This is a genomic window from Trichlorobacter lovleyi (assembly GCF_015239775.1).
Classification (GTDB): Bacteria; Desulfobacterota; Desulfuromonadia; order Geobacterales; family Pseudopelobacteraceae; genus Trichlorobacter; species Trichlorobacter lovleyi_B.
Genome location: NZ_CP058409.1, coordinates 2,668,565 through 2,690,223, shown reverse-complemented (window position 1 = coordinate 2,690,223; position 21,659 = coordinate 2,668,565). Strand labels below are relative to the sequence as shown.

Below are 21,659 nucleotides of genomic sequence, written 5' to 3'. Positions count from 1 at the left end.
CAGTATGGCATTCATAGATAAGCTTAGAAACAGGGTTCTTGGGGAAAAGAAAAGTAAAATTAGCTATTCGCAGTGTGGTGAAGATATAATTATGGAGTTTGTTCTTGATCAATTACACATTGATAAGCCTCTATACCTTGATATTGGCGCTCACCATCCAGTCTATTTAAGTAATACCTATAAATTCTATAAAAAAGGCGGGCATGGTGTTTGTATTGAACCTGATCCGGCATTATTTAATGTGATAAAAAACAAACGTCCACGAGATGTTTGCCTGAATGCTGGCGTAGGAGTTATGCAACAGGCGCAGGTTGATTTTTATGTCATGTCTTGCAGGACATTAAACACTTTTAGCAGAGATGAAGCTGAACGATATCAAAGCTACGGTAAACACAAGATTCATGATATTAAGCAAATACCGTTAATCAATATAAACGATTTGATAGAAAAAAACTTTGTTACATCGCCCAATATTGTGTCGCTGGATGTTGAAGGACTGGATTTTGAAATATTATGTTCTTTTGATTTTAGCAAATACAGACCAGAAGTCTTTTGCGTAGAAACAATTACCTACACGGAAGATAAGAGCGAAGAAAAAATTGAAGCGATCATAGAGCTTATGATCTCTAAAAATTATTTTGTTTATGCAGACACCTACATAAATACAATCTTTCTTGACAAAGCCGTCTGGGCCGCTCGATGAGTAGTATCAGGATATCGTGTCCTTACTAAACCAAATGGATATGGCAACATTTATGAAGGATCGGCTAGAGGACCTGTTGTGATTACAGTACTGCTGAATGGAGGGCTGGGAAACCAGCTTTTTCAGTATGCAGCGGGGAGGGCGCTGGCTGAAAAACATGGTGTTGAGCTGTTCCTTGATCTTTCAAGGTTACAACATCCAAAACCGGGGGATACGCCTCGTTGTTTTGAACTTGCTCCGTTTAACATCAAGGCATCGCTATTGGCTGAGGAGAACCGGCAGCCATTGGGGAATTATCAGGCATGTCTGCATCGGCTGGTGCTGAAGGCCGGCATTCCTTTGTTGGGCAACATCATACTAAAAGAGCAGGGCTGCGGGTTTGATCCATTGATTTCCAGGGCACCGTCCAGTTGTGTTCTGGATGGCTTCTGGCAATCTGAGCGTTATTTTAAGCAGATTACCGGTCTTCTGCAGCAGGAACTCAGTCTTAACTCCCCAAGTCCTGCCTTGCGTAAGGCAAGCAGCGTACTCTCTGATGCCACTGTGGCTGTGCATGTCAGGCGTGGTGACTATGTCACCAATCCGGCAGCAGCCAGTTTTCATGGTATCTGCTCTCAGGATTATTATCGGGCTGCCGTTACCAATATTCTAACATGTTATCCCGATTCTCAGTTTCTGGTGTTTTCGGATGATCCGGCATGGTGTCAGGAGCATCTTGATCTTGGGCAGCCGTTCAGGCTTGCCGTAGACATGGGGGTGAACGGCCCGGCCGAGGAATTGGTGCTGATTTCGCGCTGTGCTCATCAGGTTATTGCCAATAGCAGCTTCAGTTGGTGGGGAGCCTGGTTGAATCCGTCTCCGCACAAGCTGGTTGTCGCCCCCTGCCGGTGGTTCACTGACCCGGCCATTACTACCAATGATCTTGTGCCGGAAACCTGGGTGCGTCTGCCATGATATCCCCACGGGTCTCGGTTTTGATGCCGGTTTACAATGGTGAACGCTTTCTGCGGGAGGCGATCGACAGTATTCTGGGACAGAGCTTCCATGATTTTGAGCTGATCATTGTTGACGATGGCTCAACCGATTCTTCTGCTGCTTGCATTGCCTCGTATCATGATACCCGCATAATCAGCGTTAAAAATGAAATCAATCAAGGGATTGTGGTAACTCGCAACAGGGGGATTGAGCTGGCCCGTGGGGAGTATATCGCCTTGATGGATTGTGATGATATCAGCACAGAGGAACGGCTTGCCGAACAGGTCGCTTTTTTGGATACGGATCAGTCCGTGGCTGCAGTGGCTGCATGTATCGAGTGTGTTGATGAAAACGGAACCTTCCTGAGTGGCTGGGCAGATGACAGATCTACGGTCACTCCTGATCAGATAAGAGCATTTTTGCCGAGGGCCAATTGTGTTGCAAACTCTTCCTTGATGATCAGGGCGAATGTCCTGCGCCAATACCGTTATCGAGGTGGACGGGACGCCGTTGAGGATTATGATCTGTTGCTCAGGCTGGTGTCTGATGGTCTGCAGGTGGCAAAGATACCGGCAGTTCTACTGTGTTACCGGATTGTTAACTCGTCTTTCAGTTCTGCGGGGCGGTCATTGCCACCGGAATATAGGCATTTGAGAGCAAAGAACTACTTTCTACGCCACGCCCTTGTCAATTTGCGTCTGAATTCATTTTGCTTACAGGTGAGCGTGTCACTACTTCGTGATGCTGCCCGCCTGGCGGTAAAGCGATTATTCCGTCTGTTGCTAGGCGACTGGCCGGATGATAATCGCGATAAACTGGCTTTACAACTCAACCGTACTGCTGTTGTGCGGCGGCTTATACAGCTATCGGCACTGATTGGTTCGTTACTCCCCGTGGTCAACCGTTCCGGTCTGTTTTTTTTCTTTCCGTTTTTCCACACGGGTGGTGCAGAACGGGTTCATGCCGGCGTGGTGCGCTGTTTTCATAACGAAAAGCCGTGGATTGTTTTTACCAAAAAGTCGTCTTCGCGTGATTTTTATGGCTTGTTTGATCAGGGAGCCAGGCTGTTCAATCTCTGGCCAATCTGCAAGTATCTCTATCCCTTTAGCGTAGGCTTGGCTGCCGGGTTTATCAATCGCCACCAACGGCCTGTGGTATTTGGGGCCAACAGCCTTTTTTATGCCTTGCTGCTGCCATTTTTGAAACCCCATGTCCGTTGTTCCGATCTGATCCATGCCTTTGGTGCAGGTGTTGAGACCTTTACCCTGCCGGCTGTGCCACGGCTTGATTGCCGGGTAGTGATCAATCATAAGACCAGGCAGGATCTGCAGGAACAGTATGAGAAATCAGGTCTTGATGCCGCCCTTGCTGAGCGGATCGTGCTGATTCCCAATTGTGTGCCTGTGCCGTCAGTCATGCCTGCAAAACGATGGGACGGGCCGTTGCAGGTGCTGTTTGTCGGTCGCGGCGGCGAGGAAAAAAGGGTGCATCTGATTGGCCGAACCGCCCGGCGTTGTTGCCAGAAGGGGCTGCAGGCCAACTTCATACTGGTGGGAGCTGGACCTGAGAGTCTTGAGTCGGGTGATGACTTGTACTGTCGCGTTACGGGGCATATTGGTGATGCTGCAGCGTTGGCAGAGATCTATGCCAACGCCCACCTGATTGTGATCGTATCCATCCGTGAAGGGTTCCCACTGACGGTCATGGAGGGTATGGCCCAGGGCTGTGTGCCGGTCTGTACGGCTGTCGGCGGTATACCGGAGCATATCCGGCATGCTGAAAACGGCTGGCTGTTGCCAGGTCAGGATGAGGATGCCGTTGTTACGGCACTGCATGATGCCATTGTCCAACTTCATGGCAACAGAAAGCTGCTGGAACAGCTGGCTATTGCAGCCTATGGTCATGCTCAGGCGCAGTTTGGCGGTGACCGGTTCTGTGAACAGTACCGCAAGGTAATACAAGGATAGCTATGCCAGCCGTCTCTGTAGTCATACCCTGCTACAATCAGGGACCGTATCTGGCAGAATCAATCGGTTCGGTACTGGCATCGGATTTTGAAGATCTGGAGATCATTGTGGTGGACGATGGCTCGACTGAACCGGAAACCTGCCGGATTCTGGAGGCGCTGAACTATCCCAGAACCATCTTGGTGCGGCGTCAAAACGGTGGACTGTCCACAGCTCGTAATACAGGCATAGCTGCAGCTCAAGGACAGTATATCCTGCCATTGGACGCGGATGACCGGATCGGACCACACTATATCAGGCAGGCTGCGGCAGCCCTTGCGGTTGACCATGAACTCGGCATAGTGTACTGCAGGGGGGAAAAGTTTGGGGATGCCGAGGGCCTGATTCAAGCCGCTTCCTTCTCATTATCCCGGATGCGATTCAGCAACCTGATCTTCAGTGCTGCCCTGTTCAGAAAGGCAGACTGGGAGAGGGTCGGTGGCTATAAGCCGGAGATGCGCTATGGCTGCGAGGATTGGGAATTCTGGATTTCTTTGCTGGAGTTGGGGCGTAAGGTGCTGAGGCTGCCGGAGGTGGGGTTTGGGTACCGCATCAGGCATGAGTCTATGAATGCGCTCATGGACAGCAAGAAGCGGCTGGCCATGCATCGTCTGATAGTGGCCCTGCATCCGGCTCTCTTCCCCTGGTGGTTTGCACACCTGTTGCCACTCTATTATCAGATCATTCATTCTGCTCTGTACCGTTTATTAAAAAGGAGTGGATTGCCTGGAAAGGTGTTGTCGTGACCAGTGACAACCGATTAAAGGTTCTGTTGTTGACCCGTCCCAATCTGTCTTTAACCGGCAGTGGCACCTATGAGGCCAACCTGCTGAGGGAGCTGGGTAAACGCTGTACTGTCAAATTGTATGAATCCGAGCAGGATCTCGCCGGTGATTGGGATATTGCCCACTGTACCAACCTGAAGCATCTCTCCCGGGCTGTGGCCAGTCGTCTGCGTTGTCCTTTGGTGGTGGATGTCCATGACTATTACTGGGTTCATTATTACCACTTTTTCTGTCCTGACTTCCCGCTGCGTTTTCTGCTGCAGAAGCTGAGAAGACTGAAGTATCATTTTCTATTTAAAAAGATTGATGGCCTGATCCTGCACGGGCAGTTTCTGTATGATCTGATTCAGCATCCCCGCAAGTATCTCAGCTTCTATTTTGGCTTGGATTATTCAGCCATTACCCCCAAGCCGTGGCAGGAACGTGAGGATCTGATTCTGTTTGTGGGCGGTGATTATTTTCGCAAAGGTCTGCACCGTTTGCTGAAAGCCCTGCCTTTGGTACTGGAAAAGGTGCCCACTGCCAGGGTGCTGGTAATTGGTAAGGAGCCGTTGCACTCCAGATTGTTTGCCCGTTTTCTGTCGCGCAACCTGCCGGTTGAGTACATCTACGGCATGCCGCGGGAACAGGTGTATCAGACCTACAGTAGGGGCAAGGCGCTGGTGTTGCCGTCGGAGATTGAGGCTACACCGCTGGTGATTGCCGAGGGGACCATGGCCGGACTGCCCCCTGTTGTTTCACGGGTTGGCGGCCATCCGGAGCTGGTACAGCATGGTGAAACCGGCTTTTTGTTCGACCTGGATGATACGGAAACATTGGCAGACTGTCTGATACAGTGTCTGACAGAACCGGAACGATCCCGTTGGCTGGTTGCCCATGGCCAGGCTTTTCTTGCACAGTTTACCATTGAGAGAATGATGTCTCGTCTGGAAGAAATCTATCGCGATCTGATCGCGTCGCATAAGGAGCAACCGCATGGCTGAACAGAAGCCTCGTCTTTGGGATCACGACCTGTTCTGGGCTGTCCTGCTGCTTTGCGTGGTGATTTTGTTTTGTGGACGGATACTTTTCACCGACCAGATCATCAGGGCTTCGGATGTGATTACCCAGTTTTTCTGGGCTGCCAAACAGGTCAAGCAACAGACCCCGTTTGAGTACCTGACCAGTGTGGCTGGCGCCTTTCAGGCCAACTGGGAGCCGTTCAGCGATGGTGGGCGCTCCTTGGAAGGGGGCTGGAATGCCATTACGCTCCTGTTTCATCGTTATTTGATCCAGCGCCTGCTGCCGTTTCCTGCCAGTATTGCCTGGCTGGCTGTGCTGGCTCTGGCATGGGGCGGCATTGGCACCTTCTACTATTGCAGGAAGGTAGGCATCGGCAGGGCTGGTGCCTTTCTGGCCGGTCTTTTATTCGCCCTCTGCTCAGAAAACCTGACCCTGATCAATGCCGGACATATCCAAAAAATCGAAGCAATTGCGTGGCTGCCCTGGATCATGCTCTCGTTTGAGGCTGCCCTGTCTGGTGGTCGGCTCTTTTATTACACCCTGACCAGCCTGCTGCTGGCACTGCAGTTCTTTCATATGCACTGGCAGATATCATTCTATACCTGTCTTGCTGTTGCCCTGTACTGGCTGTTCTGGGTGGTCTTCCGCTGGCATGACGAGGAGGGGGGATACCGCATCTCTGCCTTATCCAAAGATGTCGCCCTGGCGATTGTTATGGTGACCCTGTTTTTTAGTACCATTGCCATGTCGTTTGCGCCACTCTTAAGCTGGTCAAAACAGTCTGAACGGGGCGGAGGTATGAGCCAGACTCAAGGGATGAGTTGGTCAATGCCGCCTGAAGAGATTGCCACCTTTCTGATACCGGGCATGTTCGGTTTTTCCCGTCAGGAAGCCGGCGATACGCCTCAAAAAGGTGAGGCCTATTACTGGGGGCGGATGTACTTCACCCAGACCAGTGACTACCTGGGCCTGTTACCGTGGTTCTTATTGCCGTTGCCATTGTTGTTCAGGCGAGACCGCCTGACCTGGTTTTTCAGCTTTCTGATGGGGAGTACCCTGCTGATGGCCTTGGGGAAGTACACCTTTGTCTATCAGTTTATGTTTGACCATCTGCCAGGTTTTTCCACCTTTCGGGTGCCGAAGATGATTCTGTTTCTCTGTGCCTTTGCTGCAGCCGTGCTGATGGGGAGAGCAATTGACCTGCTGTTGAGTGATCAGGAGGAACTGCAGCAGAAGCTTCCGGGGTGGATAGCTGCCATTGCGTTGGTGGTACTGATTATCGGGGCGTTATGGCTACAGATTATGATGATGCCTGATAAGGTGCTGGCGCTCACCAGAGGATTTATTGATGAGCCCACTCGCTATCAGAGCGGCATCGGGCTGATCAATGAGCGGATCTGGTTTATGCTGACTGAAGTGGGGACAGCTTTTGGTATTGCCTGCGTTTATTTAGTGATGTTGTTTGCCGGGTATAAGCGTTGGCTGCGCTGGTCGGTGATTGTGCCACTGTTGGGGCTGCTGCTGGTTGCAGACCTTTGGAGGGTGAACACCCGCTTCCTCGTAGTTACGGCTCCACCGGTTGCAGATAAACAGCGGGCCAAAACGGATACGGTCGCATTCCTGGAAAAACAGATCGGGCTGTACCGGATGCAACCGCTCAATGAACAGGAGGCTCATTACTATAGCGACTACCATCTGCCTACGTTGGCCTCCTATGTCACAGTCAGTGAGAAGCGCTATCGGGAATACCTGGACAATCTGGCGCTACTTTCGGCAATGCCGGATATCATGAACCTTAAATATCTGGTGATGCCGGCTAACGAGTATAATGCCCAGAAAGAACTCTTGGCCAGGAAGTATCAGCCAGTATTCAAATCTGCCAATAATTCGATCGTGCTTGAGAACAGGGCCGTGCTTCCCAAGGCCTGGCTGGTGCCGGCCATACGTCAGATAGCGTCTTCCCGCGATCGGATTGCTTTCATGCGCGGTCCGCAGTTTGATCCCCGTGCTGTTGCTGTGGTTGAGTCTGCCCCGCCGTTTGCTCTGCCAGGGGGACTCGCCGCATTGCCTGCAGTTAGCATAGAACGGTATGAGTCAAACCGTATCCGGTTGTCTGCAAACACGCCTCAATCAGCTTTATTGGTGCTTGGCGAGAAATATTATAACTGGTGGTATGCCATTGACAACGGCAAACCAATTCCCATTGTACCGGTCAACCATATCCTGCGCGGGGTCTACCTGACACCGGGAAAACATACGGTTGAGTTCCGCTTTGATCCGCTGCCGTTCAAGATCGGCAAATGGCTGACCTTGGGTTCATTTGCCCTGTTTGGTTTGATTGCAGCGCGGGAATGGTGGTTGCGGAGACAGGACCATGCTGGCACGTGCTGATCTCACTCAAGATGAGTTGAAGCGGTTCGGTCTGACCCTGTTGCAGCCGAGGCAGGGCTACCGCTTTACCCTGGATCCGCTTTTGCTGTGTGACTTCAGTGCGGCAGGTGAGGAAACGTCCATTGTTGATCTGGGGACCGGCTGCGGCGTCATGGCGCTTGTTTTGGCTCGCATGGCTGCTGCTGCCCATATTACCGCCTTTGAGCAGGATGCTGCTGCCGTAGAGCTGACTCAGCAGAATATCCTGCTGAACGGGCTTGGCGACCGGGTGGCGGTACTGCATGAGGATGTGCTGCAGGTCCGGCGTCATCTGCCGGTTTCAAGCTGTGACCTGGTGGTCAGTAACCCCCCCTATCGCAAGCAGGGCAGGGGCCGGTTGAACCCCCACCCCGGAAAACTGGCCGCCCGTCATGAAACCACGGCGGGGCTGGCTGATTTTCTGGCTGCGGCCAAGTATCTGGTTAAGCCTTCCGGAAGAATTTGCATGGTCCATCACCCGGACCGTCTGGCTGAATTGATGGTTGAGGCTGCCTCCCAAAAGCTTGCCGTGCTGCGGCTGAGGATGGTGCATGGCTTGCCCGCTGCACCTGCCAAGGTCTTTCTGGTGGAGCTGTCAAAGGGAAGAAAGTCTGTTAATCTGCAGATTATGCCACCACTGCTGGTGAGGAGTGATACTGATAACTATACGGATGAGCTAACACACATCTTGCTTGGAACGTAACAAGGGCACCCTGGTGGGGGTGCCCTTGTCGGTTTCCGTCTGCTGGAAGGCAGCTATTTGATAAACAGTGCCATTTCCATGACTTCATCATCGCCGACATGGATCGGAAATACGACGCAGCGATAATTGTCCGGCACGGCCAGGCCGTCTGATGGGGGATGCAGGGTGATAGGGGGATTGATATCAAGGGTAACCCCCATCTGCGATGCCTTTGCCACAACGTTACCGCAGACAATGTTCACGAATTCCATCACCGTATCTTCAAGGATTTCATCATCCTCATGATCAACATTGTCTTCTTTAAGGATCGCCTTGGCGATGGTTTTCTGAATGCCTGCCGAGACTGAGAGCAGATAGCGGGCACTCAGATCTCCGCTGAGATCCATGGCGGCAATCATATGGTTGTTGGAAAGTACGCTGGCCTCAACAAATTTGCCCGGTCGGAACTGGATTCCAAGCACGCGGGTGATCATCTTGTAGGTCAGGTCAACCGTCATTTCCCAAGCCGCAGTGTTTTCATTCAGCCAGGCAGGAAGTTCAACGCGATTGGCAACATAAGGAGCCTGGTCAGCCTTGAACGCTTCAAGGTATTGCTCCAGTTTTTCCGGAGTAAGTGCGCCAACCTTGACCAGGGCCTCACCAATATAGAGGTGGGTTGCCTTTTGGTGGGCAATAACCTCCTCCAACTGTTTTTGTGAAAGAAAGCCGAGTTCAACCAGTAGGTCGCCAAGTTTCATGTCTTTTGACAGCTGGGCTGAATGGGCTGTTTCGATATCCTGCTGTGTAATGAACCCCATGGCAACGGCCATCTCGCCCAACTTGAGATTGGTCCGCTCCTGCAGTTCTATGGCGTGGAGCAGCGACTCACCGGTCACCGCATCCTGTTCCACCAGAAATTGTCCAAAGAATTTTACTGCCATTGGCTTAGCCCCCCAGCCCTGTTAGAGCGCCCGCAGGATACGCAGCACGTTTTCCGTCTCGAACGGCTTGGAAATAACATTTTTTGCCCCAAGTTTGATGGCCTCGGTAAATTTGTCACCGACACCCCCCAGAGAGGTGACCATTACCACCTGCACTGCCTTGTCCAGCATCACCAGGCTGCGCAGGGCGGTCAGACCATCCATACCGGGCATGTTCATATCCATGCAGATAATGTCAGGGTCTTCCGTATGGTTCATCTTGATTGCCTCGGCCCCGTTTTTTGCATGACCGACACAGACAAAATCGCCGGAATCATTTATGATCTTTTCCAGCTGGCGGGTTACGGAGAGGCTGTCATCAACGACAAGCACCTTCTTCATAGACACCTTCCCTCCCAGTGTGGCGTGGTGGCCCTGCCGAATGGCAGGTTTTGTATGCCGGAACTGTACTCGAAAGTAATTGAAAAGTCAAAAATGATTCTAAAAAAAAATCCGCTTTTTCCTTGATTGACGCCGTGTTATACATTCTCTATCAAAACCATCACTAAAGGAGATTGTACTGTTATGATGTTCAACCGTTGTCTGACCATTGCGGTACTGGCAGCAGCTGTAGCCATGCTGGGTAGTGCAGGTGCAGGAGCTGCTGAGAAGAAGCCGGCTCCTGTTGCTGTTGAAAAGACCAACTCGTTGCCTGACCCGGTGGCACGGGTGAATGGTGTTGCCATCCCTGCAGCTGATCTGCAGAAGGCGCTGAATGCCTTCAGTAAGTCACCTTCTGCAGCCCAGGTGCCTCCCGGTAAGGAGAAGGAAGTGCAGCAGTTCCTGCTGAACCAGATGCTGGGTGGTGAGCTGATGTATCAGGTCGCCAAGGCTACCCCGGTCAAGGATCTGGACAAGAAGATCGATGATGCCGTTGCCAAGCTGAAGACCCGTTTCAAGACCAATGAAGAGTATCTGCGCGGTCTGCAGGAGCAGGGGCTGAATGAGAAGGATCTGCGCGAGCTGATTCGTCGCAATGTAGTTATTGAAAACCATATTGAGCAGGTAATCGTGCCTAAACAGGCCGTGACTGATGCAGAGGTGAAGGAGTTTTATGATAAGAACCCCGAGACCTTTACCCAGCCGGAACAGGTTCGCGCCAGCCATATCCTGATCACCCTGGATGCCAAGGCCACCGACGCGGACAAAAAGAAGGCCAAAGAGAAGATTGAAGAACTGCTCAAGCAGGTCAAGGCCGGTGCAGATTTTGCCAAGCTGGCCCAGGAAAACTCAGGCTGCCCCAGTAGCAAACAGGGTGGTGATCTGGGCTATTTCGGCAAAGGTCAGATGGTAAAGCCGTTTGAAGAGGCCGCCTTCGCCATGAAGCCGGGCGACGTGAGCGGTGTGGTGGAGACCCAGTTCGGCTATCATATCATCAAACTGACCGAGAAAAAGGCCGCAGCCAAGATTGCATTTGATGAAGTCAAGGCCAAGATCGCCGATTCACTCAAGCGGAAAAAGGTGACTGAGGCAATTAATGCCACACTGGAAGATGCCAAAAAGAAGGCCAAGATTGAGGTCTTCCTGAAATAGTCCCGATTGGTAGTGCGGTTGTCTGTCAGCTGCAGTAAAGGCCGGTTCCTTGCAAAAGGGGCCGGCCTTTACTTATTTGGGGCCTGTCAGGGTGGCGGAGGCTCCGGCTGCCACAGCGGAAAAGTCGGTGGTGCCAAGGTATTCGCCGGCATAATAGAGCGTAGCCTTGCCGGCTGGCAGTGGCTGGGGGGTCGTGTTTTTTATGGTAAGGGAAAAAGCGGGCAGCGGGCCGGCTGAGACCTGCTCCTGTTCCACCGGCAACTGCCATGTCGACAGGCGGGGCGCGCCGTTGGCGGAGAAGGGATAAGTCTGCCGTGGTTGGCCTGCGCTCAGTGCTGCTGCGGTAGCCGAAACCGTATAGCCATCAGGAAACGACGCGCTGCTGTCTGCTGCCAGTGTCACCTGAGCACTGCCACTCCCCTGGATGCGGATCTCGTAGCGCGGAGTCCAGCCCCCCTCTTTCAGTAGGGCGGCGATTCTGATGCGGCTTGTTGCCGGTGCTACCGACACGCGCAGTGTTGGCCCGCCAAGGGCTGTTTTCTGAAGGGCTGCCAGTCGCGCCACAACCTTTTTCAGCTCCTGTTCGGTACGGCGGCGGGCCGTAAAGACCGCCTCCAGCTGGGCAATGGCAAAGTCGGTGCCCTGGCGCACCGATGTTAGCGGGTCGGGATTGCTCTTGGTCTTGCGGGGGGCTTTGGAACTTTGTGATTTTGCTGCAGCGGCAAAGATATCTTCGCGGGTGTCAAGGGCCTTCAGCCGGTCTTCAAGGCGGTTTTTCTGTTCGGTCAGATTGTCCAGTTCCTTTTGCAGCCTGTCAGGCGTCCTGAACGGAAACAGTTCCACCCGTCCGATCGTGCTGCTGCTGTCCAGTGGTTTTACCCGCAGGGTGCCCTCTCTGATCGGCAACGGGAATGAAAACTCCGCACTCCCTTTTTTTGCTGCCACCTCAACCTCAATCAGGCTGGCATCGGGGAAAAGGGTCAGCTCCCGCGGGGCGGCCTGAGCCAATGGGGTAGCTGCAAGCAGTGTCAGGCAGAGCAACAGGCAACGCATGGTCATGCAAGACCTCCCAGCTGCAGAATGGTCTCAAACTGTTCTTTGGTAAGTGGCTGGATCGAAAGACGGCTGCGGTTGACCAGCGGCATGCCGGTCAGGAGCGGGTGTTCACGGATGACGGCCAGGGGGACTTCGGAAGGCAGCGCCTGATCCGCACGGACATCAACCATGTACCAGATCGGTTTGTCAGGTGTGGCCTTGGGATCAAAGTGATCGGCAGCGGGGTCAAGGGCGGTGTGGTCAGGATAGCCCTCTCGTACCACGCTGCAGAGGCCGACCACGGCCGGTTCCGGGATGGAGCTGTGGTAGAACAGCACCCGGTCGCCGGGTTTGATCTCATCCCGCAGAAAGTTACGGGCCTGAAAGTTACGTACCCCGTCCCACTGCTCAGTTGCGTTGGGACGGGACTGCAGGTCTTGGAAGGAAAAACAGCCCGGTTCCGATTTGAAGAGCCAGTAACGCATGTATGCCATCCTCCACTGAAAGGAGTGAGTGTTTTTTTGTGAGATCAAGGCTGTTGAAGGAGTGCGCGGAGGCGTACCCATTGAGTACGCCGCACAAGCACGACTGAAGACTTACGCAGATATCGCGGAAAAGACCACTCCTATGACAGCAGATGCACAAACAGTCCGCTTCGCAGCTTCGGTTCAAACCAGGTGGACTTGGGCGGCATGATCTGATCGTCATCAGCCAGATCCATTAGTTCCTGGATGCCGGTGGGGTGCATGGAAAAGGCCACGGCATACTCACCGCTGTCCACCAGCCGTACCAGCTCATCCAGACCGCGGATACCGCCTACAAAGCTGATCCGCTTGTCGGTGCGGGGGTTTTCAATCCCCAGAACTGGGTGCAGCAGGTGGTTCTGCAGGATCGAGACATCCAGGCGTCCAACGGTGTTGGCCTCGTCTGTCAGTTCCGGTCTGGCCTGCAGACGATACCACTGTCTGCCAAGGTACATGCCGAAGTGATGCCGCTCTTCAGGCGCCAGTGGTGCAGGTGCAGGGGTGATCAGAAAGGATTTGCTCACGGTATCAAGGAACCGGGGGGTGTCAAGCCCGTTCAGGTCCTTTACCACCCGGTTGTAGGGCATGATGTTGAGCTGGCTTTCCGGGAAGATCACCGTCAGAAAGAAATTGTACTCTTCGTTGCCGGTGTGGTCGGGGTTGGCCGCCTTGCGCAGGTCGCGCACCTTTGCGGCTGCTGCACTGCGGTGGTGCCCGTCGGCAACGTACAGGGTCGGGATGGCACTGAATAGTCTGGTCAGATGCTCTATCAGGTAGGGATCAGCCACTACCCAGAGGGCGTGGGAGACCCCGTCGGCTGTGGTGAAGTTGTAATCAGCCGGTTCATAAGTGACGTTCTGCAGGATATCTTCCACCTCCGGATGGGAGCGGAAGATGTAAAAGACCGGCTCGTCATTGGCATCCAGGGTGTCAATATGTTTGATCCGGTCTTCTTCCTTGTCTGCCCGGGTATGCTCATGCTTTTTAATCACGCCGGAGACATAATCATCCACCGCAGCGCAGGCCACCAGTCCGGTCTGGACAATGGCACCCATCCGCTGGCGGTAGATATAGTAGCAGGGTGCCGGCTCCTGAATCAGGACCTTGCGCTCGATAAAACCCTGCAGGTTCAGTTTGCCCTGGCTGTGGACCTCGTCGGCATGGGGGTCCACCGAGGCGGGCAGGTCGATTTCAGGTCTGGAAATATGCAAAAACGAATCACTATTGTCGCCGGCCATCTGGCGGGCCTCCTCCACATCCATGACGTCATAGGGGAGGGCGGCCACACGGGGGGCCAGGTGTACGGGAGGCCGCAGGGCCTCAAAAGGTCTGATAATTGCCATGGTTTGCTCCTGCTTTTATTGAATATAGCGTCGGGCACCCACAAAACGGCGCTCGAAGTAGGATTCATCAACTGATGCAGTCTTGATCTCCTCCCCCCGCCTGGGGGCATGCACAAACTTGCCGTTGCCGACATAGATACCGACATGGGTAATGGAGGACTCGGAAGCGCCAAAGAAGACCAGGTCGCCGTCACGCAACTCACTTTTGGAGACCGGGTTACCGGCCTTGTACTGCTCCCGCGAGGTACGGGGAATATTGACGCCACACAGGTTGTAGACCGCCTTGGTGAAACCGCTGCAGTCCATGCCGTCCACCACGGTGGTGCCGCCCCACTGGTACGGGATCCCCACAAACCGCTCGGCAGTACGGGCGGCAATATAGCCCAGATCTCGTTCACCCGGTTTGGTTGCAGGTGGCTTGGCGGTTGCCGGTTTTAGCGGAGTTGACTCGTCAGCCGGCAGGCCCAGCTCATTGGTTGGAGGCGGATAGGGTTTTGGCGGCTTATGCAGCTCCGGCCGGTTCTGCTTGATAACCGGCTCTTGGGAGCTGGAAAAGACCACCTCATTGGGAGGGGCGATATAGAAACCGTCAATCAGCCTGTCAGCCACCAGGCGGTTGGCAACGGCGCGGGCCTTCTCCTTGCTGGGAAAGTCACCGAACCGCACGGCATAGATGCCGTTGTCCTTGCGGTAGTAAAAGGCCTCAATGCCTTTGTCCTGCAGCCGGCTGGCAAAACGCTCGGCATTCTTGACCTCTGAAAAGGCGCCCATCTGGATTGCATACCCCAGGCGGCTGACCCCTTTGGCGTACTTGACGTTGCTGCCGCTCTTGAGCGGTTCCTGGCGAGACTTGCCGGCCTTGGGGGATGCACAGCCGGAGGTGACCGAGAGCCCCAGAGCGATGATGGTCAGGTAGCCGATGGCGATGATCTGTTTCATGGCCTAGTCCTCGTCCTTGACATCACGCCGGACACCCATCAGGAAAGGGATCACAAAATCGTCCAGGGCCCCGTCCAGAACGGAATCCGGATTGCCTGATTCTACGCCGGTACGCAGGTCCTTGACCATCTTGTAGGGATGCAGCACATAGGAGCGGATCTGGCTGCCCCAGCCGATCTCCCTCTTTTCACCGGCAATCTCCGAGGCCTTGGCATTCCGCTCTTCCATCTCCTTCTCGTACAGCTTGGCCCGCAACACCTTCATGGCAGTGGCACGGTTCAGGATCTGGCTGCGTTCCGACTGGCAGGCCACCACGATATTGGTGGGGAGGTGGGTGATCCGTACCGCCGAGTCGGTGGTGTTGACATGCTGGCCGCCTGAGCCGCTGGAGCGATAGGTATCCACCCGCAGGTCAGAGTCTGCAATGCGGATATCGATATCCTCCTCCTCAATCTCGGGAAAGACAAAGACCGAGGCAAAGGAGGTGTGGCGGCGGTTGTTGCTGTCAAAGGGAGAGAGCCGCACCAGGCGATGGACCCCGGCCTCGGCCTTGAGGTGGCCATAGGCAAACTCACCGGAGACGCTGAAAGTGGCAGATTTGAGGCCGGCCTCTTCGCCGTCCTGATAGTCGGTAATCACCGCCTTCCAGCCCTTTTTTTCACAGTAGCGCAACAGCATCCGCAGCAGCATGTTGGCCCAGTCCTGGGACTCGGTGCCACCTGCGCCGGAGTTGACCGACACAAAACAGCCGTTGCGGTCATGGGTGCCGGACAGCATCCGCTGAAATTCGGCCTCTTCAACGCCGCTCTTCAGGCGTTCATTCATTTGGTGGACTTCAGTCAGGGTATCCTCATCTGAGGCCTCTTCACCCAGCTCAATCATCACCCGTACATCATCGGCCTGGCGGTTGAGTGAGTCCCACGATTGCAGCAGTTTTTCGATAACCGTTCGTTTTTTCAGGATATCCTGAGAACCGGAGGGGTCGTCCCAGAAGCCGGGGGCTGCGATACGGGCATCAAGCTCCTGCAACTCTTCCCGTTTGCTATCCAGGTCAAAGAGACCTCCGAAGGGAGGAGATGCGGCTGGTCAGGTCGTCAAGCAGTGCAACTTCTTCGCGGTACATGGTGCTCTCATTTCAGTCTGATTTACGGCTCGTGCCGAGGCTCATTTGTACCTTTTTTCCGCCACCTCTGCAACAGCAGAATCCCGGCGACAAGCCCCAGGCAGCCCTGGGCAAACAGATCGCCGATCTTCAGGTAGGGGGCGTTGGCGCTGCCCGGTTGCACCTCGCCCACCATGACCGCCTCCTTGAACAGCGAGGTCATACCGCGGATATGGCCGTTCTGGTCGATGATGGAGGTGATGCCGGTGTTGGCGGCACGAACCAGGGGGGTGCGGGTCTCGATGGCCCGGAAGGCGGCCATGGAAAGGTGCTGGTAGGGGGCGGACGAGCGTCCGAACCAGGCATCGTTGGTGATGTTGACCAGTACCCGGCTGCCGGCCCTGACCTGCGCCCGCGCCAGTTCAGGGAAGATCACCTCGTAGCAGACCAAGGTTCCCAGCGGGGTTGTGCCGGCTTTAAGCGGTCTGACCTCCCGGCCGGGGGCAAAGTCGCCGATGCCGTGTACCAGTTTGTTGACAAACGGCAGCAGGCGGGCCAGGGGGACGTACTCGCCAAAGGGCACCAGGTGCATCTTGTCGGTGCGGCCGATTTCAGCGCCGTCAGGACCCAGCAAAAAGGCGCTGTTCAGGTTGGTGTAGCGTCCGTTGCGCTGTTCTGCGGCCGGGCTGCCAAACAGCAGGTGTGCCTGCAGCTCGCGGCTGAGGTTGCGGATCCGGTCCGAGGCGGGGCTGTTTTCCTGAAAGAAAAATGGCGCAGCACTTTCCGGCCAGACGATCAGGTCGGCAGGCTGCTGGGCAACGGCCTGACGGGAGAGGCCGGTGTAGATGTCAAGGGTGGCTTCACGAAAGGCCGGAGACCATTTGACGGCCTGATCAATATTGCCCTGGATCAGGGCGACCCGGAGAGGCGCTGCTGTGGGCAGGGGTGAGTTCAGACGGAAAAAACCGTAGCCCAGGGTGGCTGTCAGGGCCAGCACAAAGATGATGGCGCTTTTGGCCGGGTAGGGCACGTCGCTGCCGGAGAACGCCCTGGTGATACGGTAAAAGACGACGTTCGCCAGCACAATCAGGGCGGTGATGCCGTACACGCCGGTAATGTCGGCTGCCTGGATCAATGGCAGCATGCGGTACTGGGTATGCCCCAGCATGGTCCAGGGGAAACCGGTCAGCAGAAAGCTGCGCAGGTAGTCGGCCCCAACCCAGGCCAGGGGCATGATAAGCGCTGATTTAAGTCCGAGGCGTTGACCCAGGCAGGTCGCCCAGGTTGCCATGCCGTAAAACAGGGCCAGCCAGCCTGAGAGCAACAGCCAGAGCGGGATGCTGGCAAACAGGGGCAGATGACCGTAGACCCCCATGACAATGATGACCCAGTACAGCAGGCCGGCATAGGCGGTCAGTCCGGTCGTCAGTCCCAGGTAAAAGGCCGTACGGGCAGATCTGCCTTCAAGGCTGATCAAAAGCGGCAGCAGGGCGATCCAAGCCAGAAATGAGAGGTCTGCCTTGGGAAAGGAGAGGGCAATCAACAGACCGGAAACAATTGCCAGGACAGCGGGGCGGATGGTGCCGGACAACGGTGGCAGGCGAAAAGCGGTGAATGTCACGAGGTAGGCAGCTCCGTTGCTTTGGAGAGACGGGAGATCTTCACCCGTTTGACCTTGCGGGGATCGGCCTCCAGAATCTCAATTTCAAGGTCTTCGCCAATGACCACGGTGCCGGCAACCGGGATACCGTCCGCCAGATGCACCACCAGGCCACCAACGGTGTCAAACTTGTCCCGCTCGATCTCAAGCTGGAACTGTTCCTCAAGCTCTTCAATCGGCAGGCGGGCGTCGGTGGTGAGTGATCCGTCAGGGTTGCGGACATAGAGATCCTCTTCCATGTCGTATTCGTCCTGAATGTCACCCACGATCTGCTCAAGCAGGTCTTCAATCGTAACCAGCCCGGAGGTGCCGCCGTACTCATCCACCACAATGGCCAGATGAACCTTCTTCTTTTTAAACTCCTGCAGCAGCAGTTCAAGGGTCTTGGTTTCAGGGGTGAAAAACGGCTGCCGGATAAGATCGCGCAACTGGATCTGTGAATCCGCCATCCCCCAGTTTTTAAGCAGATCCTTGGCATACAGCAGGCCGATGATGTTATCCAGGGTGCCGTCATAGACCGGTATGCGGGAGTGACCGCAGGCAATGATGGCGTCGATGGTTTCGCGTACCGATGCCTCGACACTGATGGCAGCCATCTCGGTACGGGGCACCATGATCTCACGCACCACCGTTGAATCAAGTTCAAGGATGGCGCTGATCATCTCCCGTTCCTGCTCGTCAACAATCCCTTCTTCTTCGCCGGCCTCGATCAGGTCGTGAATCTCCTCTTCGGTAACCTTTTTACGTCCAATTACCAGTCGGGTGACTCTATCGAGCAGACTAGCCGGCCTGCGACTACTTCCTTCGTCCACGTTTTTTCTTCCTCCGGGGTTATTTCTGTACCGCTAAAACGGTCAGCCCTTCACTCTGCAAGAGCTTCCAGATCTCCCGCTCCTTGCGCTCCATCCGGCGGGCCTCTGCCTCTCCGCTGCGCTCATGGTCATAGCCGGTCAGATGCAGGATGCCGTGCAACAGCAGAAAGATCAGCCGTTCATAGCCGCTCCAGCCGCAGTGCTGTGCCTCGCTGGCGGCGGTGTCAGCCGATATGACCACATCACCCAGGGCATGGGGGGTCAGGTCGCCAAACTCACCCTCATGCAGTGAAAAAGAGATCACGTTGGTGGGGCGGTCCTTACCCAGATAATCACGGTTCAGGCGGTGGATGGCCCGGTCACCGACAATGGTTACCGACAGTTCGGTTTCGTCAGGACATCCCAAGGCGTTTAAGATCCTCGCTGCTGCTGCCTTGATGGGGCGCAACGGGGCCGGGTGTCTTCGCTGGTTGTTCTGTACCAGAATGTGCATTGCTTTTTTTGCCTCCGATGCCGCCTTTGTGGGCCGGTTCAGGGTAGTCGATCCGGTGGTGGAAGATGGCTCCCAGAATCCGGTTAAAGCTTTTGGCGATTTCATGCAGGTTTTTGAGGGTCAGCTCACACTCGTCCAGCTGGCCGTCGGAGAAGATCCGGTTGATCAGCTTCTGCACCATCCCCTGGATCCGGTCCGGGGTGGGGTTGACCAGGGTGCGTGAGGCCGCCTCCACCGCATCGGCCAGCATCACCAGTCCGGCCTCACGGGTCTGGGGCTTGGGGCCGGGGTAGCGGAACTCCTGGGGGTCAACCTGTTGGCCGGTGGCATCCGCCTGGGTCTTGGCCTTCTCGTAGAAAAACTTGATCAGGGCGGTACCGTGGTGCTGCCGGATCACATCAATGATCGGTTGTCCCAGGTGCCGTTCCCGCGCCATTGCCTCACCTTCCTTGATATGGGAGATCAGGATCAGGGCGGACATATGGGGTGAAAGTTTGTCATGGCGATTTTCGCCGCCCTGCATGTTTTCAATGAAATAGAGCGGTTTGGCTGTCTTGCCGATGTCGTGGTAGTAGGCTGCCACCCGTGCCAGCAGCGGGTTGGCGCCGATCGCCTCGGCTGCGGCCTCCACCAGATTACCCACCACCACGCTGTGGTGATAGGTGCCGGGTGCCTTGATCATCAGGTCACGCAACAGTGGCGCATTAAGGTTGGCCAGCTCCAGCAGCTTGATATTGGTGGTGAAATGGAAAAGCGATTCAAACAGCGGCGTAAAGGCTGAAACCAGCATGGCGGAGAGCAGTGCCCCCACCAGCGTGAAGCAGATGACATAGAGGGTCTGCATGGTGAAGAGGGCGCTGTTGATGGTCTGGAAGCAGAGCCCCAGGGCCAGGTTGATCACCGCCAGCTTGAGGCCGGCCGTATAGATCACGCTGCGGTCCTGGCATTGCCGCACGCCGTGGGCGCCCACCACGCTTCCCAGCAGGGCATAGATCACGACGTACATGTTGCTGTTGAACAGGATACCCAGCAGGGGGGCCATCATGACGCAATAGACCAGGGCTACTTCCGAGTTGAGCAGGATCCGCACGATCATGGCACCGGCTGCAAAGGGGAAGAGGTAGGCGTAGGAGGCCGGTGATACGGCCGGGAAGGCTGCCCCGATGTTGGCCGATATCAGCAGCGCCAGTTTAAAGACAAAGAAGCTGCCCACAATCAGGACGGCAATGGCCAGCAGATCGCGGTTGCTGGGGTTGAATTTGCGGATGTTCTTGCAGGCAAAGCGGTAGGGAAAGTAGAACAGCACCAGCGCCAGGCCGAAGATGCCAAGCACGGTATAGAGCGTCCCTTCGCCCCGGCTGGCCTCGTAGATCATCTGCAGCTTGTGAGACTGTTCACTGCTGACCCGCTCCCCCACCCGGACGATCATTTCACCTTTTTGGATCTTGTACAGCACCGGTTTGACATCATTTAAGAGCCCCCTTTTACGGGCCTCGGTGGCCTCCCGGTCAAAGAACAGATTGGGTTTCAGGATTTTGGCGGTCAAGGCCAACAGGTGGCGGGAGACATCGGCGGTAACACCGTCAAGCCGCTTGGACTGCAGCAACCTGCGGGCCTCACCGATCTCGATAAACGGTGTTGCCATGGTTGCCGTGCCGATGCTTTTGCCTGTGGTGCTGCAGATCTCTATGCCGCGCTGGATATCGGAGCGGAACACCTTTTCATCAAGGATGATCTTCTGTTTGTAAAGCTCGTCAAGGATCTGTTTCAGGCTGCTCAGTACGGGGGGCTGGTTGGTTACCTTCAGCAGAGAGCGTAATTCTCCCTCGGCAAGCTGTGCCTCAAGCACCGGCTCAAGCAGGGGGCGCAGCTCGGCTGTGGTGATGGCCGGATTTTCAGAGCGGGCGTTTCGTGTGGCGTTCATTGCCCGGGTTATGCTGTTGAGCAGGGTCGTTGCAACGGTTTCGCCGGCAGTGTAGACGACCGGTGCCTTGGCCTCTGCTTCACTACGCAGCTGTTTGGTCAGCTCGTGGTCTTCCAGCAGGTAGTCCTGGCTGGCACGGATGTCAGAGGTGGCGATTTCGCCCGGCTTGTAACGGGCGGTCACCAGGTGCTGGCTGGGCAGCAGGATCAGGGTCAAAAGCCCGGCGGTCACCAGCAGCAACAGTACCCTGTTGCGCCGGGCCGTCACCGGGTTAGAGAACCGTCGCACAATAGAATCAAGCAGATTGCTACCCACCTTGGAAAGGTAGGTCTGGGTAGACTGTTCTGAAGTATGTCCGGGGGATTCGGGCATGGCGTACCGTCAGGCGGTGCGTACGAGAAGATATGTGGAGAGGTTCGTGTACATAATGAGAGATGAATTATACGCGGTGGGCATGAATACTGTCAATTTATAGTTCTGTTACATGACTGGCGGTGATCTCCACATCCGGCCAGCCGTCATAGATCCAGTCTTCCAGGCGGTCCAGGGTGTTGCGGGCGATGGTCTTGTCCGGGCTGACGGTGACAAAGCCGAGTACTGCCACCTGACAGTTGTCCTGGCGGTCCACCTCGGCGCAGGAAACATTGAAGCGGTTACGGGCCCGCCCCAGGATGCTCTTGACGATCCCGCGCTTGTCTTTCAACGAAAAAGCCGGCAGCGAAAGCTGGATCTCGGAGCAGAAGACAAACACC

20 protein-coding genes are annotated in these 21,659 nt (G+C 55.2%); 8 read left to right on the top strand and 12 right to left on the bottom strand.

All coding sequences use genetic code 11. The features are described 5' to 3' along the window. Window positions 1–4 precede the first annotated feature (4 nt). From FY034_RS12370 to FY034_RS12340, 7 genes are all read left to right on the top strand, one after another. Window positions 5–703 carry an FkbM family methyltransferase gene (locus tag FY034_RS12370; RefSeq protein WP_265550981.1) on the top strand — a complete coding sequence of 233 codons (699 nt, stop codon included), beginning with the start codon at window positions 5–7 and terminating at the stop codon, window positions 701–703. A 78-nt stretch (window positions 704–781) separates the two neighbouring features. Next, entirely contained in the window at window positions 782–1,657 is an 876-nt protein-coding gene (locus FY034_RS12365; protein WP_265550979.1) for an alpha-1,2-fucosyltransferase, read from the top strand. After that, a complete protein-coding gene (locus tag FY034_RS12360; protein WP_265550977.1) occupies window positions 1,654–3,645 on the top strand; it encodes a glycosyltransferase in 1,992 nt (663 codons plus the stop codon). The genes FY034_RS12365 and FY034_RS12360 overlap by 4 nt, the downstream gene beginning before the upstream one ends. Before the next feature lie 2 nt (window positions 3,646–3,647). Beyond that, window positions 3,648–4,430: a glycosyltransferase family 2 protein gene (locus tag FY034_RS12355; RefSeq protein ID WP_265550975.1), complete on the top strand. Its 783-nt coding sequence runs from the start codon at window positions 3,648–3,650 to the stop codon at window positions 4,428–4,430. After that, window positions 4,427–5,452, top strand: coding sequence for a glycosyltransferase family 4 protein (locus FY034_RS12350; protein ID WP_265550973.1), 1,026 nt, complete (start codon window positions 4,427–4,429; stop codon window positions 5,450–5,452). Before FY034_RS12355 ends, FY034_RS12350 begins: the two co-directional genes overlap by 4 nt. Continuing rightward, window positions 5,445–7,862, top strand: coding sequence for a hypothetical protein (locus tag FY034_RS12345; RefSeq protein ID WP_265550972.1), 2,418 nt, complete (start codon window positions 5,445–5,447; stop codon window positions 7,860–7,862). Before FY034_RS12350 ends, FY034_RS12345 begins: the two co-directional genes overlap by 8 nt. Further along, window positions 7,846–8,583, top strand: coding sequence for a tRNA1(Val) (adenine(37)-N6)-methyltransferase (locus tag FY034_RS12340; protein WP_265550970.1), 738 nt, complete (start codon window positions 7,846–7,848; stop codon window positions 8,581–8,583). Before FY034_RS12345 ends, FY034_RS12340 begins: the two co-directional genes overlap by 17 nt. A 53-nt stretch (window positions 8,584–8,636) precedes the next feature. Here FY034_RS12340 and FY034_RS12335 read toward each other — a convergent pair whose 3' ends face one another. Both FY034_RS12335 and FY034_RS12330 read right to left on the bottom strand, forming a co-directional pair. Further along, entirely contained in the window at window positions 8,637–9,503 is an 867-nt protein-coding gene (locus tag FY034_RS12335) for a chemotaxis protein CheX (RefSeq protein ID WP_265550969.1), read from the bottom strand. A gap of 21 nt (window positions 9,504–9,524) precedes the next feature. Further along, window positions 9,525–9,884 carry a response regulator gene (locus FY034_RS12330; protein WP_012470783.1) on the bottom strand — a complete coding sequence of 120 codons (360 nt, stop codon included), beginning with the start codon at window positions 9,882–9,884 and terminating at the stop codon, window positions 9,525–9,527. A gap of 183 nt (window positions 9,885–10,067) precedes the next feature. Between FY034_RS12330 and FY034_RS12325 the strand changes: the two genes are divergently transcribed. Further along, window positions 10,068–11,075, top strand: coding sequence for a peptidylprolyl isomerase (locus FY034_RS12325; protein ID WP_265550966.1), 1,008 nt, complete (start codon window positions 10,068–10,070; stop codon window positions 11,073–11,075). Window positions 11,076–11,147: 72 nt separating this feature from the next. Here the strand turns inward: FY034_RS12325 and FY034_RS12320 are convergent, their stop codons facing one another. From FY034_RS12320 to FY034_RS12275, 10 genes are all read right to left on the bottom strand, one after another. After that, window positions 11,148–12,134 (bottom strand): hypothetical protein, encoded by a 987-nt coding sequence (locus tag FY034_RS12320; RefSeq protein WP_265550963.1) that lies wholly within the window; start codon window positions 12,132–12,134, stop codon window positions 11,148–11,150. Then, window positions 12,131–12,595, bottom strand: coding sequence for an EVE domain-containing protein (locus FY034_RS12315; RefSeq protein ID WP_265550961.1), 465 nt, complete (start codon window positions 12,593–12,595; stop codon window positions 12,131–12,133). Before FY034_RS12315 ends, FY034_RS12320 begins: the two co-directional genes overlap by 4 nt. Window positions 12,596–12,735: 140 nt before the next feature. Further along, a complete protein-coding gene (locus FY034_RS12310; protein ID WP_265550959.1) occupies window positions 12,736–13,977 on the bottom strand; it encodes a DUF1015 domain-containing protein in 1,242 nt (413 codons plus the stop codon). A gap of 15 nt (window positions 13,978–13,992) precedes the next feature. After that, on the bottom strand, window positions 13,993–14,916 hold the full coding sequence (locus FY034_RS12305) for an NlpC/P60 family protein (protein ID WP_265550957.1): 924 nt from the start codon (window positions 14,914–14,916) through the stop codon (window positions 13,993–13,995). A 3-nt stretch (window positions 14,917–14,919) separates the two neighbouring features. Beyond that, window positions 14,920–16,039, bottom strand: a protein-coding gene (gene prfB / locus FY034_RS12300) for a peptide chain release factor 2 (protein ID WP_265550955.1) whose coding sequence is annotated in 2 segments (ribosomal slippage) — window positions 14,920–15,969 and window positions 15,971–16,039 — 1,119 coding nt in all. Because the reading frame shifts where the segments join, the coding sequence is not laid out codon by codon here. A 22-nt stretch (window positions 16,040–16,061) separates the two neighbouring features. Continuing rightward, on the bottom strand, window positions 16,062–17,639 hold the full coding sequence (lnt, locus tag FY034_RS12295) for an apolipoprotein N-acyltransferase (RefSeq protein ID WP_265550953.1): 1,578 nt from the start codon (window positions 17,637–17,639) through the stop codon (window positions 16,062–16,064). After that, the gene (locus FY034_RS12290; protein ID WP_265550951.1) at window positions 17,636–18,490 is read right to left on the bottom strand and encodes a hemolysin family protein; all 855 of its coding nucleotides are present in this window, start codon (window positions 18,488–18,490) and stop codon (window positions 17,636–17,638) included. The genes lnt and FY034_RS12290 overlap by 4 nt, the downstream gene beginning before the upstream one ends. A 19-nt stretch (window positions 18,491–18,509) precedes the next feature. Then, window positions 18,510–18,896, bottom strand: coding sequence for an rRNA maturation RNase YbeY (gene ybeY, locus FY034_RS12285; protein ID WP_265550949.1), 387 nt, complete (start codon window positions 18,894–18,896; stop codon window positions 18,510–18,512). Further along, entirely contained in the window at window positions 18,883–21,279 is a 2,397-nt protein-coding gene (locus FY034_RS12280) for an HD family phosphohydrolase (RefSeq protein WP_265550947.1), read from the bottom strand. The genes ybeY and FY034_RS12280 overlap by 14 nt, the downstream gene beginning before the upstream one ends. Window positions 21,280–21,376: 97 nt before the next feature. Further along, window positions 21,377–21,658 carry a DUF503 domain-containing protein gene (locus FY034_RS12275; RefSeq protein ID WP_265550945.1) on the bottom strand — a complete coding sequence of 94 codons (282 nt, stop codon included), beginning with the start codon at window positions 21,656–21,658 and terminating at the stop codon, window positions 21,377–21,379. Window position 21,659 lies beyond the last annotated feature (1 nt).